Below are 15,884 nucleotides of genomic sequence, written 5' to 3'. Positions count from 1 at the left end.
GGATCCCGCCGGGACGCCGTCTCACCGCCGTGCGGACGACGCCGTGAGCGAAACGACCCGCGATGCTCACCGGGCGAGCGGCCCCGGCGGCCCCGGATCGGGCAGCATGGGGCTATGGAGCGCACGCTGGACGACTGGATCGCCGAGGTCAGCACCGAGTTGGGCATCGAACTGGACGTCGACGTCCGGGGGCTGCTCGACCTCACCCGGGTGGTCGCGCACGGGGTCGACCGCCCGGCCGCGCCACTGACCGCCTTCCTGGTCGGGTACGCGGCCGCGCAGCGCGGCGGCGGGGCGGCGGCGGTCGCGGAGGCGAGCGCGAAGGCCGGGGCGCTGGCCGAGCGGTGGGTCGAGGCGGCCCGGCCGCCCGCCGCACCGCCGACCGGGCAGGGCGCGGGCGGCGCGGGGCCGGCGGGGGCATGAACCCGGTGGAGTCGCTGCACCCGGTGGACCCCTTCGACGGGCCGGTCCTGCCGGACGTCCCGCCCACCCTGCGGCACTGCCCCTGGCCGCAGGCCCGGCAGGCGGCCGAGCGGGCCGCCGCCGGGCCGCTGGCGGCGCGGGAGGAAACGCTCGCCGAGTCGCTCGGCCGGACGCTGGCCGAGCCGCTCACGGCGCTCACCGACCTGCCCGCGTTCGATACCTCGGCGATGGACGGATGGGCGGTGGCCGGCCCCGGGCCGTGGCGGCTCGCCGGACGGGTGCTGGCCGGGCAGCCGGCCGGGCCGCTCGCCGACGGCGAGGCGGTGGAGATCGCCACCGGGGCGCAGCTGCCGTCCGGCGCGACCGGCGTCCTGCGCCGGGAGCACGGCCGCGTGGAACCGCCGGCGGGCCCGAACGGCCCCGGTGGGGCGGCCGCTGAGGGTACCGCTCCGGGCTTCCCGGCCGAGCAGGAGCACGGGTCGGCGAAAACCGGCGGCCGGGCGGGGGCGGGGCCCGGGGCCCGGGGCTCCGTCGGACGGGGCACGGCGGGTGCGGGGCGCCGGTCCGACGGGTCGGCGGGGGCGAGTGGTGGCGAACCTGCGGCCGCGGTACGGCCGGGCGGCGGCGGGCTGCTGCACGGGTCCGTGGGGCCCGGGCAGGACGTACGGCCTCGCGGGCAGGAGTGCCGGAGGGGCGAGGCCCTGCTGCCGGCCGGGACCGAGGTGACGGCGGTGGTGCTGGGGCTGGCCGCGGCCGCCGGGCACGACACGCTGCTGGTCCGGCGCCGGCCGACGGTGGAACTGCTGGTCCTCGGGGACGAACTGCAGGAGAACGGGGTGCCCGGGCCCGGGCGGGTCCGGGACGCGCTCGGGCCGCTGCTGCCGCCGATGCTCGCCGCCGCCGGTGCGGAGGTGATCGGACGGCGCTGCGTCCGGGACGACTTCGGGCTGCTGCGCGACGCGATCCGGCACTCGCCCGCCGACGTGGTGCTGACCACCGGCGGTACCGCCGCCGGGCCGGTGGACTTCCTGCACGCCGCGCTGGAGGCGACCGGCGGGCACCTGCTGGTGGACGGGGTGGCCGTCCGGCCCGGGCACCCGATGCTGCTCGCCCGGCTGCCCGGCGGCCGGCACCTGGTCGGCCTGCCCGGCAACCCGCTGGCGGCGGTGGCCGGCACGGTGACCCTCGCCCTGCCGCTGTTGCGCGCGCTCAGGGGTCGCCCGGCACCGGGGGACGGGCGTGGGCGGACCGAACGGGTCGCCGCCGAGCTGCCGGGCCACCCGCGGGACACCCGGCTGGTCCCGGTGGTCCGCCGGACCGACGGCGCGGTGCCGCTGCCGTTCGACGGCCCGGCGATGCTGCGCGGCCTGGCCCTGGCCGAGGCGCTGGCCGTGGTCCCCCCGGGCGGCGTCCCGGCCGGCGGCCGGGCCGAACTCCTCCCGCTGCACTGACCGGACCCCGCCGACCCGGTTCCGCCGTCGCGCCGTGCTGCCGGCGGATCGGTGCTGTCCGGGGGCGGGGGCCGGTCACTGCGGGGTCGGGGCGGTGGCCGGCTTGATGACGATCAGACGGTCGGTGAGCTGGAGGGTGGCGGCTTCCGGCTCGGTGTAGTTGAGCACCCGTCGGCCGCGGACCACCGCGACGACCAGCTCCTCGACCTCGCGCGGGCTGCGCCCGGCCTCGGCCCGGTTGACCGGGCGCTCGACCACGTCCAGGCCGTTGCCGTAGGTGAGCAGGTCCTCCATCACCGAGCCGGCGTGCGGGCTGAGCATCGACATGCCGAGCAGCCGGCCGGCCGAGCTGGAGCTGGTGACCACGACGTCGGCGCCGCTCTGGCGCAGCAGCGGGGCGTTCTCGTCCTCGCGGACGGCGGCGACCACGGTGGCGCTCTTGTTGAGCTGGCGGGCGGTGAGGGTGATCAGCGCGGCGGTGTCGTCGCGTTCGGGGGCGACGACCACCTGCGCGGCGCGGGGGAGTTCGGCGCGGAGCAGGGTCTCGGTGCGGGTGGCGTCGCCGACCACGCCGGTGAGGCCGTGGTGGGTGGCCTGTTCGACGGCCCGGGGGTGCGGGTCGACGACCACGATGGAGGTTTTGGGCACGCCCTGGCCGATCAGGGTGTCCACCGCGCTGCGGCCCTTGGTGCCGTAGCCGATCACGACGGTGTGCTCGCGCACGGTGGACCTCCAGCGTCCGATGCGCCATTGCTGGCGGGTGCGTTCGGTGAGCACCTCGAGGGTGGTGCCGACCAGGATGATCAGGAAGACCACGCGCAGCGGGGTGATCACCAGGATGTTGATCAGCCGGGCGCTGTCGCTGACCGGGGTGATGTCGCCGTAGCCGGTGGTCGAGAGGGTGACGGTGGCGTAGTACGCGGCGTCCAGGAAGTCGACGCTGCCGTCGGAGTTGTCGTTGTACCCGGCGTGGTCGGCCCAGACGACCAGCGCGGTGAGGACGAGGACGCCCAGGGCCAGCAGCAGCCGCTTGAGGACCTGCCGGATCGGCGGCGTGGTGGGCCGGGCCGGCAGGGAGACGATCGGCGGGTTCGAGTACGGCACACGGTCAAGGATGGGGGGCGTACCGCCCTTCGGGACACCCTTTCGCGGAGTGTCGCCACCCCGACATCCGGACGCCACGTCACTTGACGCCGGGCCCACTTGTAGCGTGGGCCGCATGCGAGCCATCACGATTTCCCGGCCGGGCGGACCCGAGGTGCTGACCTGGGCCGAGGTGCCCGATCCCGTGCCCGGTGCGGGCGAGGTCCTGGTCGAGGTCGCGGCCGGTGCGGTCAACCGGGCCGACCTGTTGCAGCGTCAGGGCTTCTACGACCCGCCGCCCGGCACCTCGCCGTACCCGGGGCTGGAGTGCGCCGGGCGGATCGTCGCGCTCGGTCCGGGCGTCGCGGGCTGGGGCGTCGGGGACGAGGTGTGCGCGCTGCTGACCGGCGGCGGGTACGCGGAGCGGGTGGCGGTGCCGGCCGGCCAGCTGCTGCCGGTCCCGGCGGGTCTGGACGCGGAGCGGGCGGCGGCGCTGCCCGAGGTGGTCTGCACGGTCTGGTCGAACCTCTTCATGACGGCGCACCTGCGGCCCGCCGAGACGGTGCTGGTCCACGGCGGGGCGAGCGGGATCGGCACGATGGCGATCCAGCTGGCGAAGGCGGTCGGGGCGCGGGTGCTGGTCACCGCCGGCAGCGCGGCGAAGCTGGAGCGCTGTGCGGAGCTGGGCGCGGACGTCCTGATCGACTACCGCGAGCAGGACTTCGTGGCGGAGGTCCGGAAGGCGACGGACGGCGCCGGGGCGGACGTGGTCCTGGACATCATCGGCGCCAAGTACCTGCAGCGGAACGTGGAGGCGCTGGCGGTCAACGGCCGGCTGGTGATCATCGGCCTGCAGGGCGGGGTCAAGGGCGAGCTCGACCTGAACGCGCTGTTGCGCAAGCGGGCCGCGGTGATCGCCACCAACCTGCGCGGCCGCCCGCTGGCGGAGAAGGCGGCGATCGTCGCCGCCGTCCGCGAGCACGTCTGGCCGCTGGTCGAGGCGGGTGTGGTGCGGCCGGTGGTGGACCGGGTGCTGCCGATGGCGGACGCCGCCGAGGCGCACCGCGTGGTCGAGGCGGGCGAGCAGGTCGGCAAGGTCGTCCTCACGGTCTGACGGCCCGACGGGGAACGGCCGGCCGGGGCGGGTTCCCCTGCCCCGGCCGGATCGGCCGCTCTGCCGAGGTCGGTGAAGTTCCGGGCGCCGATGTGCACCGGTACCGGGCCGACGTGCTGGAACGTACGGCGCAGCTGTCGCAGCGGCGATCAGCCGCTTCCGGACGAGTTTCCGGGTGGTGCTTTCCAGGGATCGAATGTGCTCGAACTGTTCGTCCGGGTCGGCCGGCCGTGAGCCGTGCCGCACGGCGGCGGCCGGGTCGAGTTCCGCCTCGGCTTCTTCGGCGCAGCGCCGCACGAGGCCGACGAAACGCCCGGTGCGCAGGATTGCCACGTTCATTTCCCCGGTGGCCCAAGGGGGCCGCAGGGAAACGGCGGGCCTCTGAAACACCAGGTGCAACGGGTGGAGTGTGGGAATCCGGAAAAGGTTGATCACACTGTCCGGCCCGCCGCCATCTGTCGTGGTATTCGAGGTCCATGCAGATTCGAGAGTTCACCGAGGCCGACTGGCCGCAGGTGTGGGAGATCGTCCGCGAGGTCGTCCGGGCGCAGGAGACCTTCGTCTACGACCCCGGGCTGGACGAGGCGGACGCCCGTGCCACCTGGATCGAGTCCGCGCCGGGCCGGACCGTGGTGGCGGTCGACGGCGACCGGGTCCTCGGTACCGCCAAGATGGGCCCCAACCGGCCCGGGCCGGGTGCCCACGTGTCGACCGCGAGCTTCATGGTCGCCGCCGGCGCCCGGGGGAAGGGCGTGGGCCGCGCGCTCTGCGAGACGGCGCTGGACTGGGCGCGCCGCGAGGGGTACGCGGGCATGCAGTTCAACGCCGTGGTGGAGAGCAATGCCCCGGCGGTCGAGCTGTACCGGCGGCTCGGCTTCGAGGTGCTCGGCACGGTGCCCGGCGCGTTCGCCCACCCCGGGCTCGGCCGGGTCGGGCTGCACCTGATGTACCGGGAGCTGTGACGGCATGCACCGGAAGCTGTGACCGCCGGATCGGGGACGACTGCTCCGCACCCGAAATGCCCGGAATGTCGGAATGTGTGACGCTGGTCCGGAGCTGTTCCGCCTCCGACCGCCCCCCGGCGCGGTCGGCCGTCGGAAGGACCTGTTCCCATGGCCGCGCCTCGGTACCCGCGCTCAGCGTTCCTCTCGCCCCGCCTCACCGCCGCCCGCCGCTGGGCGGCGGTGACCGGCGCCGGCCTGGCCCTGCCGCTGCTGGTCGCGGGCACCGCGGCGGCGACCGGCCCGGACACCCCGCCGGGGGAGGGGCGGACGGTGGAGCCGGCCGTCCAGCAGGTGCCGGCCCGGATATCCGCGGCCCTGCCGGCCGTCCCCGTGACACCGGTGCTCCCCGGGCTGCCGCAGCTGCCCCAGGTCCCCGTGGCGTCCGCGGTGACGGTGCAGCCCTCGACTCCGGTGCCGACCGATCCCGGCGAGACCTGCCCGCCGAGCGGCGAGCCCACCCGCGCCACCCCGGTGCCCTCGCCGTCCGCCGAGCCGAGCGACGCGGCCGAGCCGAGCCCCTCCGTCCCCGCCTCCCCCTCCGTCTCGCCCACCTCCTCGGCGTCCGCAACGGCCACCGCGTCCCCGTCGGCCTCGCCGGTCCCGACCGCCGCGGCCGGCCGGATCCCGCCGGCGCACGGCGGCGAGCGCGGGACCCGGCACCAGCCCGCCCCGGCGGCCGCGCTGCCCGAGGAGCCCGAGCTCGTCGTCCCCGCCGAACCGGCCGACGGCTGGGACGAGGAGGCCGGCGACGCGCTGCCCCCGATGGCCGGCCCGGACGGCCCCTCGCCCTCCGCCCCGGTCACCGCGGCCACCGGTGCGACCCGGCCGCAGGCCGCCGCGCAGGCCCAGGCGGACGCCGCGCTGCCGCTGCACTGGACCGACCCCTCCACCCTGCAGCTCCCGCTGGGCGCCGGCCTGACCCTGATCGGCTTCGGCCTGGCGCTGGTCGGCTTCCGGCTGCGCCACCGCTGAACCGCGCCCTCCACCCCCCGGGCATCTGCCCTGGAATCAGCGGGTGTTGGCTGAGAACCGCGGACGGCTGTGGGACGATCGCCGGACCCGGTTCGTTGACCAGCTCGGTGGACGAAGCATATGAAGGAGCTATGACCAACCCGATGAACGAACGGTCGCAGCAGGACCCCTCGGAGGACAGCCCCAAGGTGCTGATCGTCGGGCCCGACGGGATGCCCGTCGGCATGGTGCCGGGCACCGGGTTCGGCCGGGGCGGCGACGAGTCCGGTGAGCCGCGCGAGCTGCCGGTGACCGAGATGGTCGAGCAGCCGGCCAAGGTGATGCGGATCGGCAGCATGATCAAGCAGCTGCTGGAGGAGGTCCGCCAGGCGCCGCTGGACGAGGCGAGCCGGGTGCGGCTCAAGGAGATCCACGCCAGCTCGATCAAGGAGCTGGAGCTGGGCCTGGCCCCCGAGCTGGTCGAGGAGCTGGAGCGGCTGTCGCTGCCCTTCACCGACGACTCGGTGCCGACCGAGGCCGAGCTGCGGATCGCCCAGGCCCAGCTGGTCGGCTGGCTGGAGGGCCTGTTCCACGGCATCCAGACCGCGCTGTTCGCCCAGCAGATGGCGGCCCGCGCCCAGCTGGAGCAGATGCGCCGCGCGCTGCCGCCCGGACTGCACGGCCCGGAGGACCCCGAGGAGCCGGCCCCCGGCCGCGGCATCCGCTCCGGCCCGTACCTGTAGGCCGCTCCGTAGGCGGAGTTCCGGACCCGTAACCATCGGCGGGGGCCGCGTATCGGCGCGGCCCCGAGCCGATACCCTGGCCCCCTGTCCGGACGTACCGCGCCGAGGGGGAACACCGACGATGAGTGACGGCACCACGGCCGAGGGCCACTCGCTGGGCAACGGCCGCTACGTGCTCCAGCGGCTGCTCGGCCAGGGCGGCATGGCGTCGGTGCACCTGGCGTACGACTCCGTGCTCGACCGCCAGGTCGCGGTGAAGACCCTCCACACCGAACTGGGCCGCGAGGCCTCGTTCAAGGAGCGGTTCCGGCGCGAGGCGCAGGCGGTGGCCCGGCTGCAGCACACCAACATCGTCTCGGTCTTCGACTCCGGCGAGGACGTCGCAGCCGACGGCGCCACCACCCCGTACATCGTCATGGAGTACGTCGAGGGCCAGTCGCTCAAGGACGTGCTGGACGACGCGATCGCCCGGTACGGCGCGATGCCGACCGAGCAGGCGCTGAAGATCACCGCCGCGGTGCTGTCGGCGCTGGAGGCCTCGCACGACCAGGGCCTGGTGCACCGCGACATCAAGCCCGGCAACGTGATGGTCAGCTCCAAGGGCACCGTCAAGGTGATGGACTTCGGCATCGCGCGGGCGCTGCAGTCCGGGGTCACCTCGATGACCCAGACCGGCATGGTGGTCGGCACCCCGCAGTACCTGTCGCCGGAGCAGGCGCTCGGCAAGAGCGTGGACGCCCGGTCCGACCTGTACTCGGTGGGCTGCATGCTGTTCGAACTGCTCAGCGGACAGCTGCCGTTCGACGGCGACTCGGCCTTCTCGATCGCGTACAAGCACGTCCAGGAGGAGCCCTCGGCGCCGTCCGCGCTGAACCGGGCGGTCACCCCGGCGGTGGACGCGCTGGTGGCCCGTGCCCTGCGCAAGGACCCGGCGCACCGCTTCCCGACCGCGGCGGCGATGCGCGAGGAGGTGGAGCGCGTCTCGTCCGGCGAGCAGGCCGCCACCCCGCTGCAGGCCTCCACGCCGCTGGTGATCAGCGAGGGCCCGCGCTCCGTGCACGCCGCGCCGTCGCTCACCAACTTCCCGCAGGTGAACGCCGATCTGCGGACCCCGGCGCCGCAGGTCCAGCAGCCGTACCAGCCCGCGCCCGGTCCGCACACCCCGCCGCCGTACGCGCAGACGCCGCAGCCCTTCCCGCAGGCGGCGCAGACCCCGCAGCCGTTCCCGCAGGCGGCACAGACGCCGCCGCCGTTCGGCCAGCCGGTCTTCCCGCAGCCGTACTCGACGCCGCAGCCGTTCCCGCAGCAGCAGATGAACACGCCGCGGCCGATGCCCGCCCCGCAGTTCGCACCCAACCCGGCGGCGAACAACAACAGCGGTTGCTCGACCGCGCTGATCGTGGTCGGCGTGATCGTCGGCGTGATCGTGCTGGCCGTCGTCATCGTGATGATCGCGGCGACCGCGAACAGCAACAACGACACCTACGGTGCGCCGCGCACCGCCACCGTGCTCGACCTCGGCGGCACCTCCGCCGCGGACGGCCGGATCTGACCGGGCCCGCGGCCGCCGCCGTCAACGGCTGACGGCCAAAGGCGGTAGCGTTCCTGAGGACGGAACCGACAGGGCGACCGCGCGCCGAGCGAGTGCCCGGGGCGAGGAGCGATGGGCCAGACTGAGCAGCCGGGCGACGGCGCGGACGAGCAGGACGTTCCCGCGGCCGGTGACGGGACGGCGGAGGCCGAACAACCCGCCGAGGCCGACGGAACGGCGGAGACCACGGTGCTGCCCGCCGGCGCGGCCACGCCCGCGCGCGGCACGGCGGCCCCGTACGGCACCGTCGGGGAGGGGCGCTACCGGCTGACCAAGCGGCTCGGCCGGGGCGGCATGGCGGAGGTCTTCGCGGCCCAGGACATCCGGCTGGGCCGCACCGTCGCGGTCAAGCTGCTCCGCCCGGAGCTGTCCCAGGACGACACCGCGCGGCTGCGGTTCACCCGGGAGGCGCAATCTGTCGCCTCGCTCAACCACCACTCGATCGTCGCGGTCTACGACACCGGCGAGGAGCACGACGACGCGGGGGACACCACCCCGTACATCGTGATGGAGCTGGTCGAGGGCCGGACCGTGCGCGAGCTGCTGGTGGACGAGGCGGCGCCGCCGGTCGACCAGGCGCTGATCATCACCGCCGGGGTGCTGGAGGCGCTGTCGTACAGCCACCGGCACGGCATCGTGCACCGCGACATCAAGCCCGCCAACGTCATCATCACCGTCAGCGGCGCGGTGAAGGTGATGGACTTCGGCATCGCGCGGGCGCTGACCGGCGCCGCCTCCACCATGACCCAGACCGGCATGGTGATGGGCACCCCGCAGTACCTGTCGCCGGAGCAGGCGCTCGGCAAGTCGGTCGACCACCGCTCCGACCTCTACGCGGCGGGCTGCATGCTCTACGAGCTGCTCGCGCTGCGGCCGCCGTTCACCGGCGACACCCCGCTCTCGGTGGTCTACCAGCACGTCCAGGACGCGCCGGTTGCGCCCTCCCGGGCCAACGACCGGGTGCCGCCGCAGCTGGACGCGCTGGTGCTGCGGGCGTTGGAGAAGAACCCGGAGGACCGCTTCCAGAGCGCCGACGAGTTCCGCGCCCACGTCCAGCACGCGCTGCGCGAGATGCACGGCGCGGGCGGCGCCGGGTACGCGGCCGGTGCGGCCGCCGCTGCCGCCGCCGCGGCCGGGCTGGCCGCGGCCGCCTCCGGGAACACCGGCAACTACCCGGGCTACGAGGGCGTGCCCAGCGGCGGCACGGCGCTCACCGAGCCGCTCGGCAAGGCCGCCGCGACCGGCCCGACCGAGGCGATGTCGTACCAGACGCCCGCCCAGCCCTACGGCGGTGCCGGCGGAAGCGCCGAGGACGGCTACGGCGGGGGCGGCAACGGCGGCAACGGGCACGGCTCGCGCAAGTGGGGCTGGGTGCTCGCCGGGCTCGGACTGCTGGCGGCCGTCGGGGCCGGGATCGGCTTCGCGCTGTCCGGCGGCCAGGGCAACACCCCCGCGCCGCAGCCGAGCGTCACCACGGTCACCTCCACGCCGAGCACGCCGACCGAGGAGAAGCCGACCACCCAGGCGCCCACCAGGCCGCAGACCACCACCCGGGCGCCGGAGAGTCCGAGCTACAGCCCCTCGGCGTCGCCGTCGAAGTCGGCCTCGCCGTCGGCCTCGGCCAGCGCCTCGGCCAGCGGCAGCGCCTCCGCCTCGCCCTCCCGCTCGGCGTCGCCCTCGGCCAGCGCGGGGTCGCCCAGCGCCGCCAGCAGCGCGCCGCCGCCGGTGAAGTCCCCCACGCCCGGGCCCGAGCAGTAGCGCGTCCCGGCCGTCGGACCGGGCCGGCCGAGCGGGCCGGCCCGCTCGGCGGTCAGTTGGTGAAGGCGTCCAGCACCTGCTCGTACTCCTCGCACCACCAGGTCAACTGGCCCGCGGAGGCCGGGAAGAGCGGGTCGGCGCGGTGGTCGCGGCGCTGGTAGCGCCACTGCAGCATCCACAGGTCGTTCAGCCGCTCCCACCACACCCGGTGGGCGGCGGCGGCCAGCTGTGCCGCGTCGGCGGCGCCGGTGGCGCGGTAGGCGCGGGCGTAGTGCCGGACCCGGACCAGGTCGAGCACCCCGGTGGCACGGTCGTTGAACAGCAGGGTGGCGGCGCGCACCGCCTCCTCGGCGACCGGGTGCAGCCCGAGCTTGTCCCAGTCCAGCACGGCCGTCACCCGGCCGCCCCGGTGGAGCAGGTTGAGGCCGTGGAAGTCGCCGTGCGTCCAGCCGGTCGGCGGGGCGTCGGCCGGGCCCGGCCGACGGTGCCGGTGAGTGTCGAGCAGCTCCAGCCGCTCCGCCAGCCGCCGTTCGACCAGCGCGTCGAGCTCCCCGTACGGGCGGTGCTCGCGGGCGTGCACCCGCAGCTCCGCGACGATCCGGGCGGTCTCCTCGGGATCGGCGGAGAGCACCCCGGCGGGCTGCCGGACGGGGGCGCAGACCTCGACCAGCGCGCCGTGCAGTCGGCCGAGCAGCGCACCGAGCCCGGCGCACCCCGGTTGGTCGAGGTCGGTGCCGTGCCGGTGCTCGCCCTCCACCCAGGGGTACAGGGCGAACAGCCGGCCGCCGCGCGCGGTGACCGTCCGGCCGTCCCGGGCGGGCAGCGGCGGGACCACCGGCAGGCCGAGCGCGGCGAGGCCCGCACTGGCCCGGTGCTGCGCGGTGATCGCGGCGCGACCGGCGGTGGCCCGGTCGACGTAGCACTTGAGGAAGTAGGCGCCGCCGGACCGGGTGGTGACCCGGTACCCGCGGTTGAGCAGGCCCTCGGCGACCGGGTCGACCGAGAGCGGTGGTGAGGTCGGATAGGCGCTCAGCACCCCGGCCACGGCGGCGTGCGCGACCGGGGGGCTGAGGGTTCCGACGGGGGGTGCGGCCACGTCCGGGCGGGCGGGCGCGAGGGCGATGATCTGACCGTCCGTCACGGGGTCGAGCGTAATACTCGGCCGGTTGGCGACTTGACAGAACGTCAATGATATGATCAGTGCTGGTGATCGGCCTGGTGGCGGGCGACATAGGCCGCCGCCTGGGTCCGCCGCTCCATCCCCATCTTGGCGAGCAGGCTGCTGACGTAGTTCTTCACCGTCTTCTCGGCCAGGTGCAGTTCGTTGCCGATCTGCCGGTTGGTCATGCCCTCGCCGATCAGGTCGAGGATCCGGCGCTCCTGCTTCGTCAACTGGGCGAGCCGCTCGTCCTCCTTCTCGCCCCCGTCGCGCAGCCGCTCCAGCACCCGGCTGGTCGCGATCGGGTCGAGCAGCGACTTGCCCGCCGCGACGTCGCGCACGGCCGAGAGCAGGTCGGTGCCGCGGATCGCTTTCAGGACATATCCCGAAGCCCCGGCCATGATCGCGTCGAACAGCGCCTCGTCGTCGGAGAAGGAGGTGAGCATCAGGCAGCGGATCGAGGGGTCCATGGAGCGGACCTCGCGGCAGACCTCCACCCCGTTGCCGTCCGGCAGCCGGACGTCCAGCACCGCCACGTCCGGGTGGACCGCCGGGATGCGGGTCAGCGCCTCGGCGGCCGTTCCGGCCTCGCCGACCACCGCGATGTCGCCCTCCATGGACAGAAGGTCGTGGACGCCCCGTCGCACCACCTCGTGATCATCGAGTAGAAACACCCGGATTTGTCCGTTATCAGTCATTTGCAAAGCCTCGCACAAATCGATGCCTGTTACCCCCTTACGTTCGGGCCGCTGCCCGGATACCGTGCGCTGGTGTCCCGACGGCACCGGAAATGGGAGCCGCACCACACCTGCGGCGATCGAGAGAGAACAACTAGGACGTCCTAGCTCAAGCGCGCCTAAGGGCGGCGCTGGGTAACGTTCTCGTGAGGGACGCCGTCGGAATCGGAACACCACCTGCCCCGCAGTCGGTGCGTACACCCACGCATTCGTACGGGGCGGTGACCGGACCGGTCACCGGCGACCCCGGGCGGCCGGACAGACCGAGGAGTGAACGTGACTGTCAAAAGCACGGCGAGGGCGCGCAAGAAGGCGGCCCCCTCCGTCCCTGACAAGCAGGCCGGCTCGGGCGCCGCGCCGGAGCTCGTACAGCTGCTCACGCCGGAAGGCGAGCGCGTCGAGCACCCGGACTTCCCGCTGACGACCACCCCGGAGGAGCTCCGCGGGCTCTACCGGGACCTGGTGCTGGTCCGGCGCTTCGACGCCGAGGCGACCTCGCTGCAGCGCCAGGGCGAGCTGGGCCTGTGGGCCTCGCTGCTCGGCCAGGAGGCGGCCCAGGTCGGTTCGGGGCGCGCGATGCGTCCCGGCGACTACGCCTTCCCGACCTACCGCGAGCACGGTGTGGCCTGGTGCCGCGACGTCGACCCGCTGAACCTGCTCGGCATGTTCCGCGGCGTGAACCACGGCGGCTGGGACCCGAACGAGAAGAACTTCCACCTGTACACCATCGTGATCGGCGCGCAGACCCTGCACGCGACCGGCTACGCGATGGGCATCACCAAGGACGGCGCGGACGACGCGGTGATCGCCTACTTCGGCGACGGCGCCTCCAGCCAGGGCGACGTCAACGAGGCCTTCACCTTCGCCTCGGTCTACAACAGCCCGGTGGTCTTCTTCTGCCAGAACAACCAGTGGGCGATCTCCGAGCCCACCACCATGCAGACCCGCGTCCCGCTCTACCGCCGCGCCTCCGGCTTCGGCTTCCCGGGCGTCCGGGTGGACGGCAACGACGTGCTCGCCTGCCTCGCGGTCACCCGCTGGGCGCTCGACCACGCCCGCAGCGGCCAGGGCCCGGTGCTGGTGGAGGCCTTCACCTACCGGATGGGCGCGCACACCACCTCCGACGACCCGACCCGCTACCGGCTCTCCGAGGAGACCGAGGCGTGGAAGGCCAAGGACCCGATCCTGCGCCTGAAGGCCTACCTGGACAAGGAGGGCCTGGCCGACGAGGCGTTCTTCGCCGAGGTCGAGGCCGAGAGCGAGAAGCTGGGCCTGCGGGTGCGCGAGGGCGTGCGCTCGATGCCGGACCCGGACCCGACCCTGATCTTCGACCACGTGTACAGCGAGCCGCACACGCTGGTGGACGAGGAACGCGCGGAGTTCGTCGAGTACGCGGCCTCCTTCGAGGGTGGGGAGCACCACTGATGACCGGTCAGCTCAGCATCGCCAAGGCGCTCAACGAGGCGCTGCGCAAGTCGCTCGAGAGCGACCCGAAGACCGTCCTGATGGGCGAGGACATCGGCAAGCTCGGTGGCGTCTTCCGGATCACCGACGGCCTGCAGAAGGACTTCGGCGACGACCGGGTGATCGACACCCCGCTCGCCGAGGCCGGCATCATGGGCACCGCGATCGGCCTCGCGCTGCGCGGCTACCGCCCGGTGGTGGAGATCCAGTTCGACGGCTTCGTCTACCCGGCCTTCGACCAGATCGTCTGCCAGCTGGCCAAGATGCACGCCCGCGCGCTCGGCCACGTCAAGCTCCCGATCACCGTCCGCATCCCGTACGGCGGCGGCATCGGCGCGGTCGAGCACCACAGCGAGTCGCACGAGTCGTACTTCGCGCACACCGCCGGTCTGCGGGTGGTCACCCCGTCCAACGCGCACGACGCGCACTGGATGCTCCGCCAGTCCATCGAGTCGGACGACCCGGTGATCTTCCTGGAGCCCAAGCGCCGCTACTGGGACAAGGGCGAGGTCGGCGACGATCCGATGATCCCGCTGCACTCGGCCAAGGTGGTGCGCCCCGGCACCGACGCGACCCTGATCGCGTACGGCCCGATGGTCAAGGTCTGCCAGGAGGCCGCCGCGGCCGCCGAGGAGGACGGCCGCCGGCTCGAGGTCGTCGACCTGCGCTCGCTGTCGCCGATCGACTTCGCGACCCTGGAGGAGTCGGTCAAGCGGACCGGCCGCGGCATCGTGGTGCACGAGGCGCCGGTCTTCATGGGCATCGGGGCCGAGCTCGCCGCCCGCCTGACCGAGAAGTGCTTCTTCCACCTGGAGGCGCCGATCCTGCGGGTCGGCGGCTACTTCGCCCCGTACCCGCCGTCCCGGGTGGAGGAGACCTTCCTGCCCGACCTGGACCGCGTGCTCGACGCCGTCGACCGCGCGCTGGCCTTCTGAACCGGAGAGCGAGAATGACCAACGCTGTTCGCTCGCTCCGCGAGTTCAAGATGCCCGACGTGGGCGAGGGCCTCACCGAGGCCGAGATCCTCACCTGGTACGTCAAGCCGGGCGACACCGTCACCGACGGGCAGGTGGTCTGCGAGGTCGAGACCGCCAAGGCCGCCGTCGAGCTGCCGATCCCGTTCACCGGCGTGGTCGAGGCGCTGCACTTCCCGGCGGGCGCCACCGTCGACGTCGGTACCTCGATCATCGCGGTCGCCGTCGAGGGCGCCGCCCCGGCCGAGGCCGCCGCGCCCGTGGCTGCGGCTCCCGCCGCTGCCGCTCCGGCCGCCGAGACCGAGCCGGAGCGCCGCGAGGTGCTGGTCGGCTACGGCCCGCGCACCGGCACCGCCCAGCGCCGGGCCCGCCGGACCACCGCCGCGCCGGTCGCGCCCGTCACCCCGCCGGTGGCCGCCCCGGTCGCGCCTGCCGCCGTCCCGGTCCCGGCGCCCGTCCCGGTGCTGCCGGCCCAGTCGGCGGGCGACGACCGCCCGCTGGCCAAGCCGCCGGTGCGCAAGCTCGCCAAGGACCTCGGCATCGACCTGCGGGCGGTCACCCCGACCGGCCCGGGCGGTGTGATCACCCGCGAGGACGTGCACGCCGCCGCCGCTCCGGCGCCGGCTCCGGTCGCCGTCGCCGCGGTCGAGCAGCCGGCGGTCGTCGCGGCCCCGGCCGTCGAGCAGCCGGTCCCGGTGGCCTCCGCCGCCGGGGACGTGCGGATCCCGGTCAAGGGCGTGCGCAAGGCGACCGCCGCGGCCATGGTCTCCTCGGCCTTCACCGCGCCGCACGTCACCGAGTTCGTCCAGGTCGACGTGACCCGCACGATGAAGCTGGTCCGCAAGCTCAAGGAGAGCGGCGAACTGGGCGCGGGCGTGCGGGTCAGCCCGCTGCTGCTGGTCGCCAAGGCGCTGCTGACCGCGGTCAAGCGCCACCCGGAGATCAACGCCAGCTGGGACGAGGCGGCCCAGGAGATCGTCCTCAAGGGTGCGGTCAACCTCGGCATCGCCGCGGCCACCCCGCGCGGCCTGATCGTCCCGAATATCAAGGACGCCGGGTCGAAGACGCTCTCGCAGCTGGCGATCTCGCTGGGCGAGCTGGTCGAGACCGCCCGCCAGGGCAAGACCTCGCCCGGCGACATGACCGGCGGCTCGATCACCATCACCAACGTCGGCGTCTTCGGCGTCGACACCGGCACCCCGATCCTCAACCCGGGCGAGGCGGCCATCCTCGCCTTCGGCGCGGTCCGGGACATGCCGTGGGTGCACAAGGGCAAGGTGGTGCCGCGCCAGGTCACCACCCTCGCGCTCTCCTTCGACCACCGCCTGGTCGACGGCGAGCTCGGCTCCAAGGTCCTCGCCGACGTGGCGGCGATCCTGGAGTACCCGAAGCGCCTGATCACCTGGGGCTGACACCCCGCGAACGGCGAAGG

General features: G+C 74.3%; 13 protein-coding genes and 1 pseudogene. 11 read left to right on the top strand and 3 right to left on the bottom strand.

Annotation, left to right across the window (positions count from 1 at the left end; genetic code table 11):
* Nucleotides 1–93 precede the first annotated feature (93 nt).
* Both ABEB06_RS39380 and ABEB06_RS19520 read left to right on the top strand, forming a co-directional pair.
* Nucleotides 94–423 (top strand): annotated as a pseudogene (locus tag ABEB06_RS39380) (DUF6457 domain-containing protein); the annotation flags it as partial.
* The gene (locus ABEB06_RS19520) at nt 420–1,874 is read left to right on the top strand and encodes a molybdopterin molybdotransferase MoeA (RefSeq protein ID WP_345698150.1); all 1,455 of its coding nucleotides are present in this window, start codon (nt 420–422) and stop codon (nt 1,872–1,874) included. The pseudogene ABEB06_RS39380 and the gene ABEB06_RS19520, both read left to right, overlap by 4 nt.
* 75 nt (nt 1,875–1,949) lie before the next feature.
* On the opposite strand, the gene ABEB06_RS19515 is transcribed toward ABEB06_RS19520, so the two are convergent.
* Nucleotides 1,950–2,978 carry a potassium channel family protein gene (locus ABEB06_RS19515; RefSeq protein ID WP_345698149.1) on the bottom strand — a complete coding sequence of 343 codons (1,029 nt, stop codon included), beginning with the start codon at nt 2,976–2,978 and terminating at the stop codon, nt 1,950–1,952.
* Between the two features lie 115 nt (nt 2,979–3,093).
* Here ABEB06_RS19515 and ABEB06_RS19510 point away from each other — a divergent pair, with 115 nt between their 5' ends.
* The 6 genes from ABEB06_RS19510 (at nt 3,094) to ABEB06_RS19485 (ending at nt 10,118) form a co-directional block, all read left to right on the top strand.
* Entirely contained in the window at nt 3,094–4,071 is a 978-nt protein-coding gene (locus ABEB06_RS19510) for an NAD(P)H-quinone oxidoreductase (protein WP_345698148.1), read from the top strand.
* A gap of 476 nt (nt 4,072–4,547) precedes the next feature.
* Nucleotides 4,548–5,033 carry a GNAT family N-acetyltransferase gene (locus tag ABEB06_RS19505; protein ID WP_345698147.1) on the top strand — a complete coding sequence of 162 codons (486 nt, stop codon included), beginning with the start codon at nt 4,548–4,550 and terminating at the stop codon, nt 5,031–5,033.
* Nucleotides 5,034–5,183: 150 nt separating this feature from the next.
* Nucleotides 5,184–6,047, top strand: coding sequence for a hypothetical protein (locus ABEB06_RS19500; protein WP_345698146.1), 864 nt, complete (start codon nt 5,184–5,186; stop codon nt 6,045–6,047).
* Between the two features lie 131 nt (nt 6,048–6,178).
* Complete coding sequence (locus tag ABEB06_RS19495) at nt 6,179–6,769, top strand: bacterial proteasome activator family protein (protein ID WP_345698145.1); 591 nt, start codon at nt 6,179–6,181, stop codon at nt 6,767–6,769.
* Between the two features lie 121 nt (nt 6,770–6,890).
* Nucleotides 6,891–8,321 carry a protein kinase domain-containing protein gene (locus ABEB06_RS19490; protein WP_345698144.1) on the top strand — a complete coding sequence of 477 codons (1,431 nt, stop codon included), beginning with the start codon at nt 6,891–6,893 and terminating at the stop codon, nt 8,319–8,321.
* A gap of 333 nt (nt 8,322–8,654) precedes the next feature.
* Nucleotides 8,655–10,118 (top strand): protein kinase domain-containing protein, encoded by a 1,464-nt coding sequence (locus tag ABEB06_RS19485; protein ID WP_425559785.1) that lies wholly within the window; start codon nt 8,655–8,657, stop codon nt 10,116–10,118.
* Nucleotides 10,119–10,170: 52 nt separating this feature from the next.
* Here the strand turns inward: ABEB06_RS19485 and ABEB06_RS19480 are convergent, their stop codons facing one another.
* Together ABEB06_RS19480 and ABEB06_RS19475 are read right to left on the bottom strand one after the other, a co-directional pair.
* Nucleotides 10,171–11,259, bottom strand: coding sequence for a phosphotransferase enzyme family protein (locus ABEB06_RS19480; RefSeq protein ID WP_345698142.1), 1,089 nt, complete (start codon nt 11,257–11,259; stop codon nt 10,171–10,173).
* Nucleotides 11,260–11,315: 56 nt separating this feature from the next.
* Nucleotides 11,316–11,975 carry a response regulator gene (locus ABEB06_RS19475; RefSeq protein ID WP_345698141.1) on the bottom strand — a complete coding sequence of 220 codons (660 nt, stop codon included), beginning with the start codon at nt 11,973–11,975 and terminating at the stop codon, nt 11,316–11,318.
* Nucleotides 11,976–12,290: 315 nt separating this feature from the next.
* Between ABEB06_RS19475 and pdhA the strand changes: the two genes are divergently transcribed.
* Genes pdhA through ABEB06_RS19460 form a run of 3 tightly spaced genes read left to right on the top strand, consistent with a single transcriptional unit; the run spans nt 12,291 to nt 15,864 of the window.
* Entirely contained in the window at nt 12,291–13,439 is a 1,149-nt protein-coding gene (gene pdhA, locus ABEB06_RS19470) for a pyruvate dehydrogenase (acetyl-transferring) E1 component subunit alpha (protein WP_345698140.1), read from the top strand.
* The gene (locus ABEB06_RS19465; protein ID WP_425559653.1) at nt 13,439–14,413 is read left to right on the top strand and encodes an alpha-ketoacid dehydrogenase subunit beta; all 975 of its coding nucleotides are present in this window, start codon (nt 13,439–13,441) and stop codon (nt 14,411–14,413) included. The genes pdhA and ABEB06_RS19465 overlap by 1 nt, the downstream gene beginning before the upstream one ends.
* A gap of 14 nt (nt 14,414–14,427) precedes the next feature.
* Nucleotides 14,428–15,864, top strand: a complete 1,437-nt coding sequence (locus ABEB06_RS19460) for a dihydrolipoamide acetyltransferase family protein (protein WP_345698139.1) — start codon at nt 14,428–14,430, stop codon at nt 15,862–15,864.
* The last annotated feature ends 20 nt before the right edge of the window (nt 15,865–15,884 follow it).

The organism is Kitasatospora terrestris, from assembly GCF_039542905.1.
In the GTDB taxonomy this organism is placed as follows: Bacteria; Actinomycetota; Actinomycetes; order Streptomycetales; family Streptomycetaceae; genus Kitasatospora; species Kitasatospora terrestris.
This window is presented reverse-complemented; position numbering and strand designations above follow the sequence as displayed.

Excerpts from the sequence above, each read along its gene's own strand:
- ABEB06_RS19505 (WP_345698147.1), top strand. The coding sequence starts at position 4,548 with ATGCAGATTCGAGAGTTCACCGAGGCCGACTGGCCGCAGGTGTGGGAG.
- ABEB06_RS19510 (WP_345698148.1), top strand. The coding sequence starts at position 3,094 with ATGCGAGCCATCACGATTTCCCGGCCGGGCGGACCCGAGGTGCTGACC.
- ABEB06_RS19490 (WP_345698144.1), top strand. The coding sequence starts at position 6,891 with ATGAGTGACGGCACCACGGCCGAGGGCCACTCGCTGGGCAACGGCCGC.
- ABEB06_RS19465 (WP_425559653.1), top strand. The coding sequence starts at position 13,439 with ATGACCGGTCAGCTCAGCATCGCCAAGGCGCTCAACGAGGCGCTGCGC.
- ABEB06_RS19495 (WP_345698145.1), top strand. The coding sequence starts at position 6,179 with ATGACCAACCCGATGAACGAACGGTCGCAGCAGGACCCCTCGGAGGAC.
- ABEB06_RS19475 (WP_345698141.1), bottom strand. The coding sequence starts at position 11,975 with ATGACTGATAACGGACAAATCCGGGTGTTTCTACTCGATGATCACGAG.
- ABEB06_RS19460 (WP_345698139.1), top strand. The coding sequence starts at position 14,428 with ATGACCAACGCTGTTCGCTCGCTCCGCGAGTTCAAGATGCCCGACGTG.
- ABEB06_RS19500 (WP_345698146.1), top strand. The coding sequence starts at position 5,184 with ATGGCCGCGCCTCGGTACCCGCGCTCAGCGTTCCTCTCGCCCCGCCTC.
- ABEB06_RS19485 (WP_425559785.1), top strand. The coding sequence starts at position 8,655 with ATGGCGGAGGTCTTCGCGGCCCAGGACATCCGGCTGGGCCGCACCGTC.
- ABEB06_RS19520 (WP_345698150.1), top strand. The coding sequence starts at position 420 with ATGAACCCGGTGGAGTCGCTGCACCCGGTGGACCCCTTCGACGGGCCG.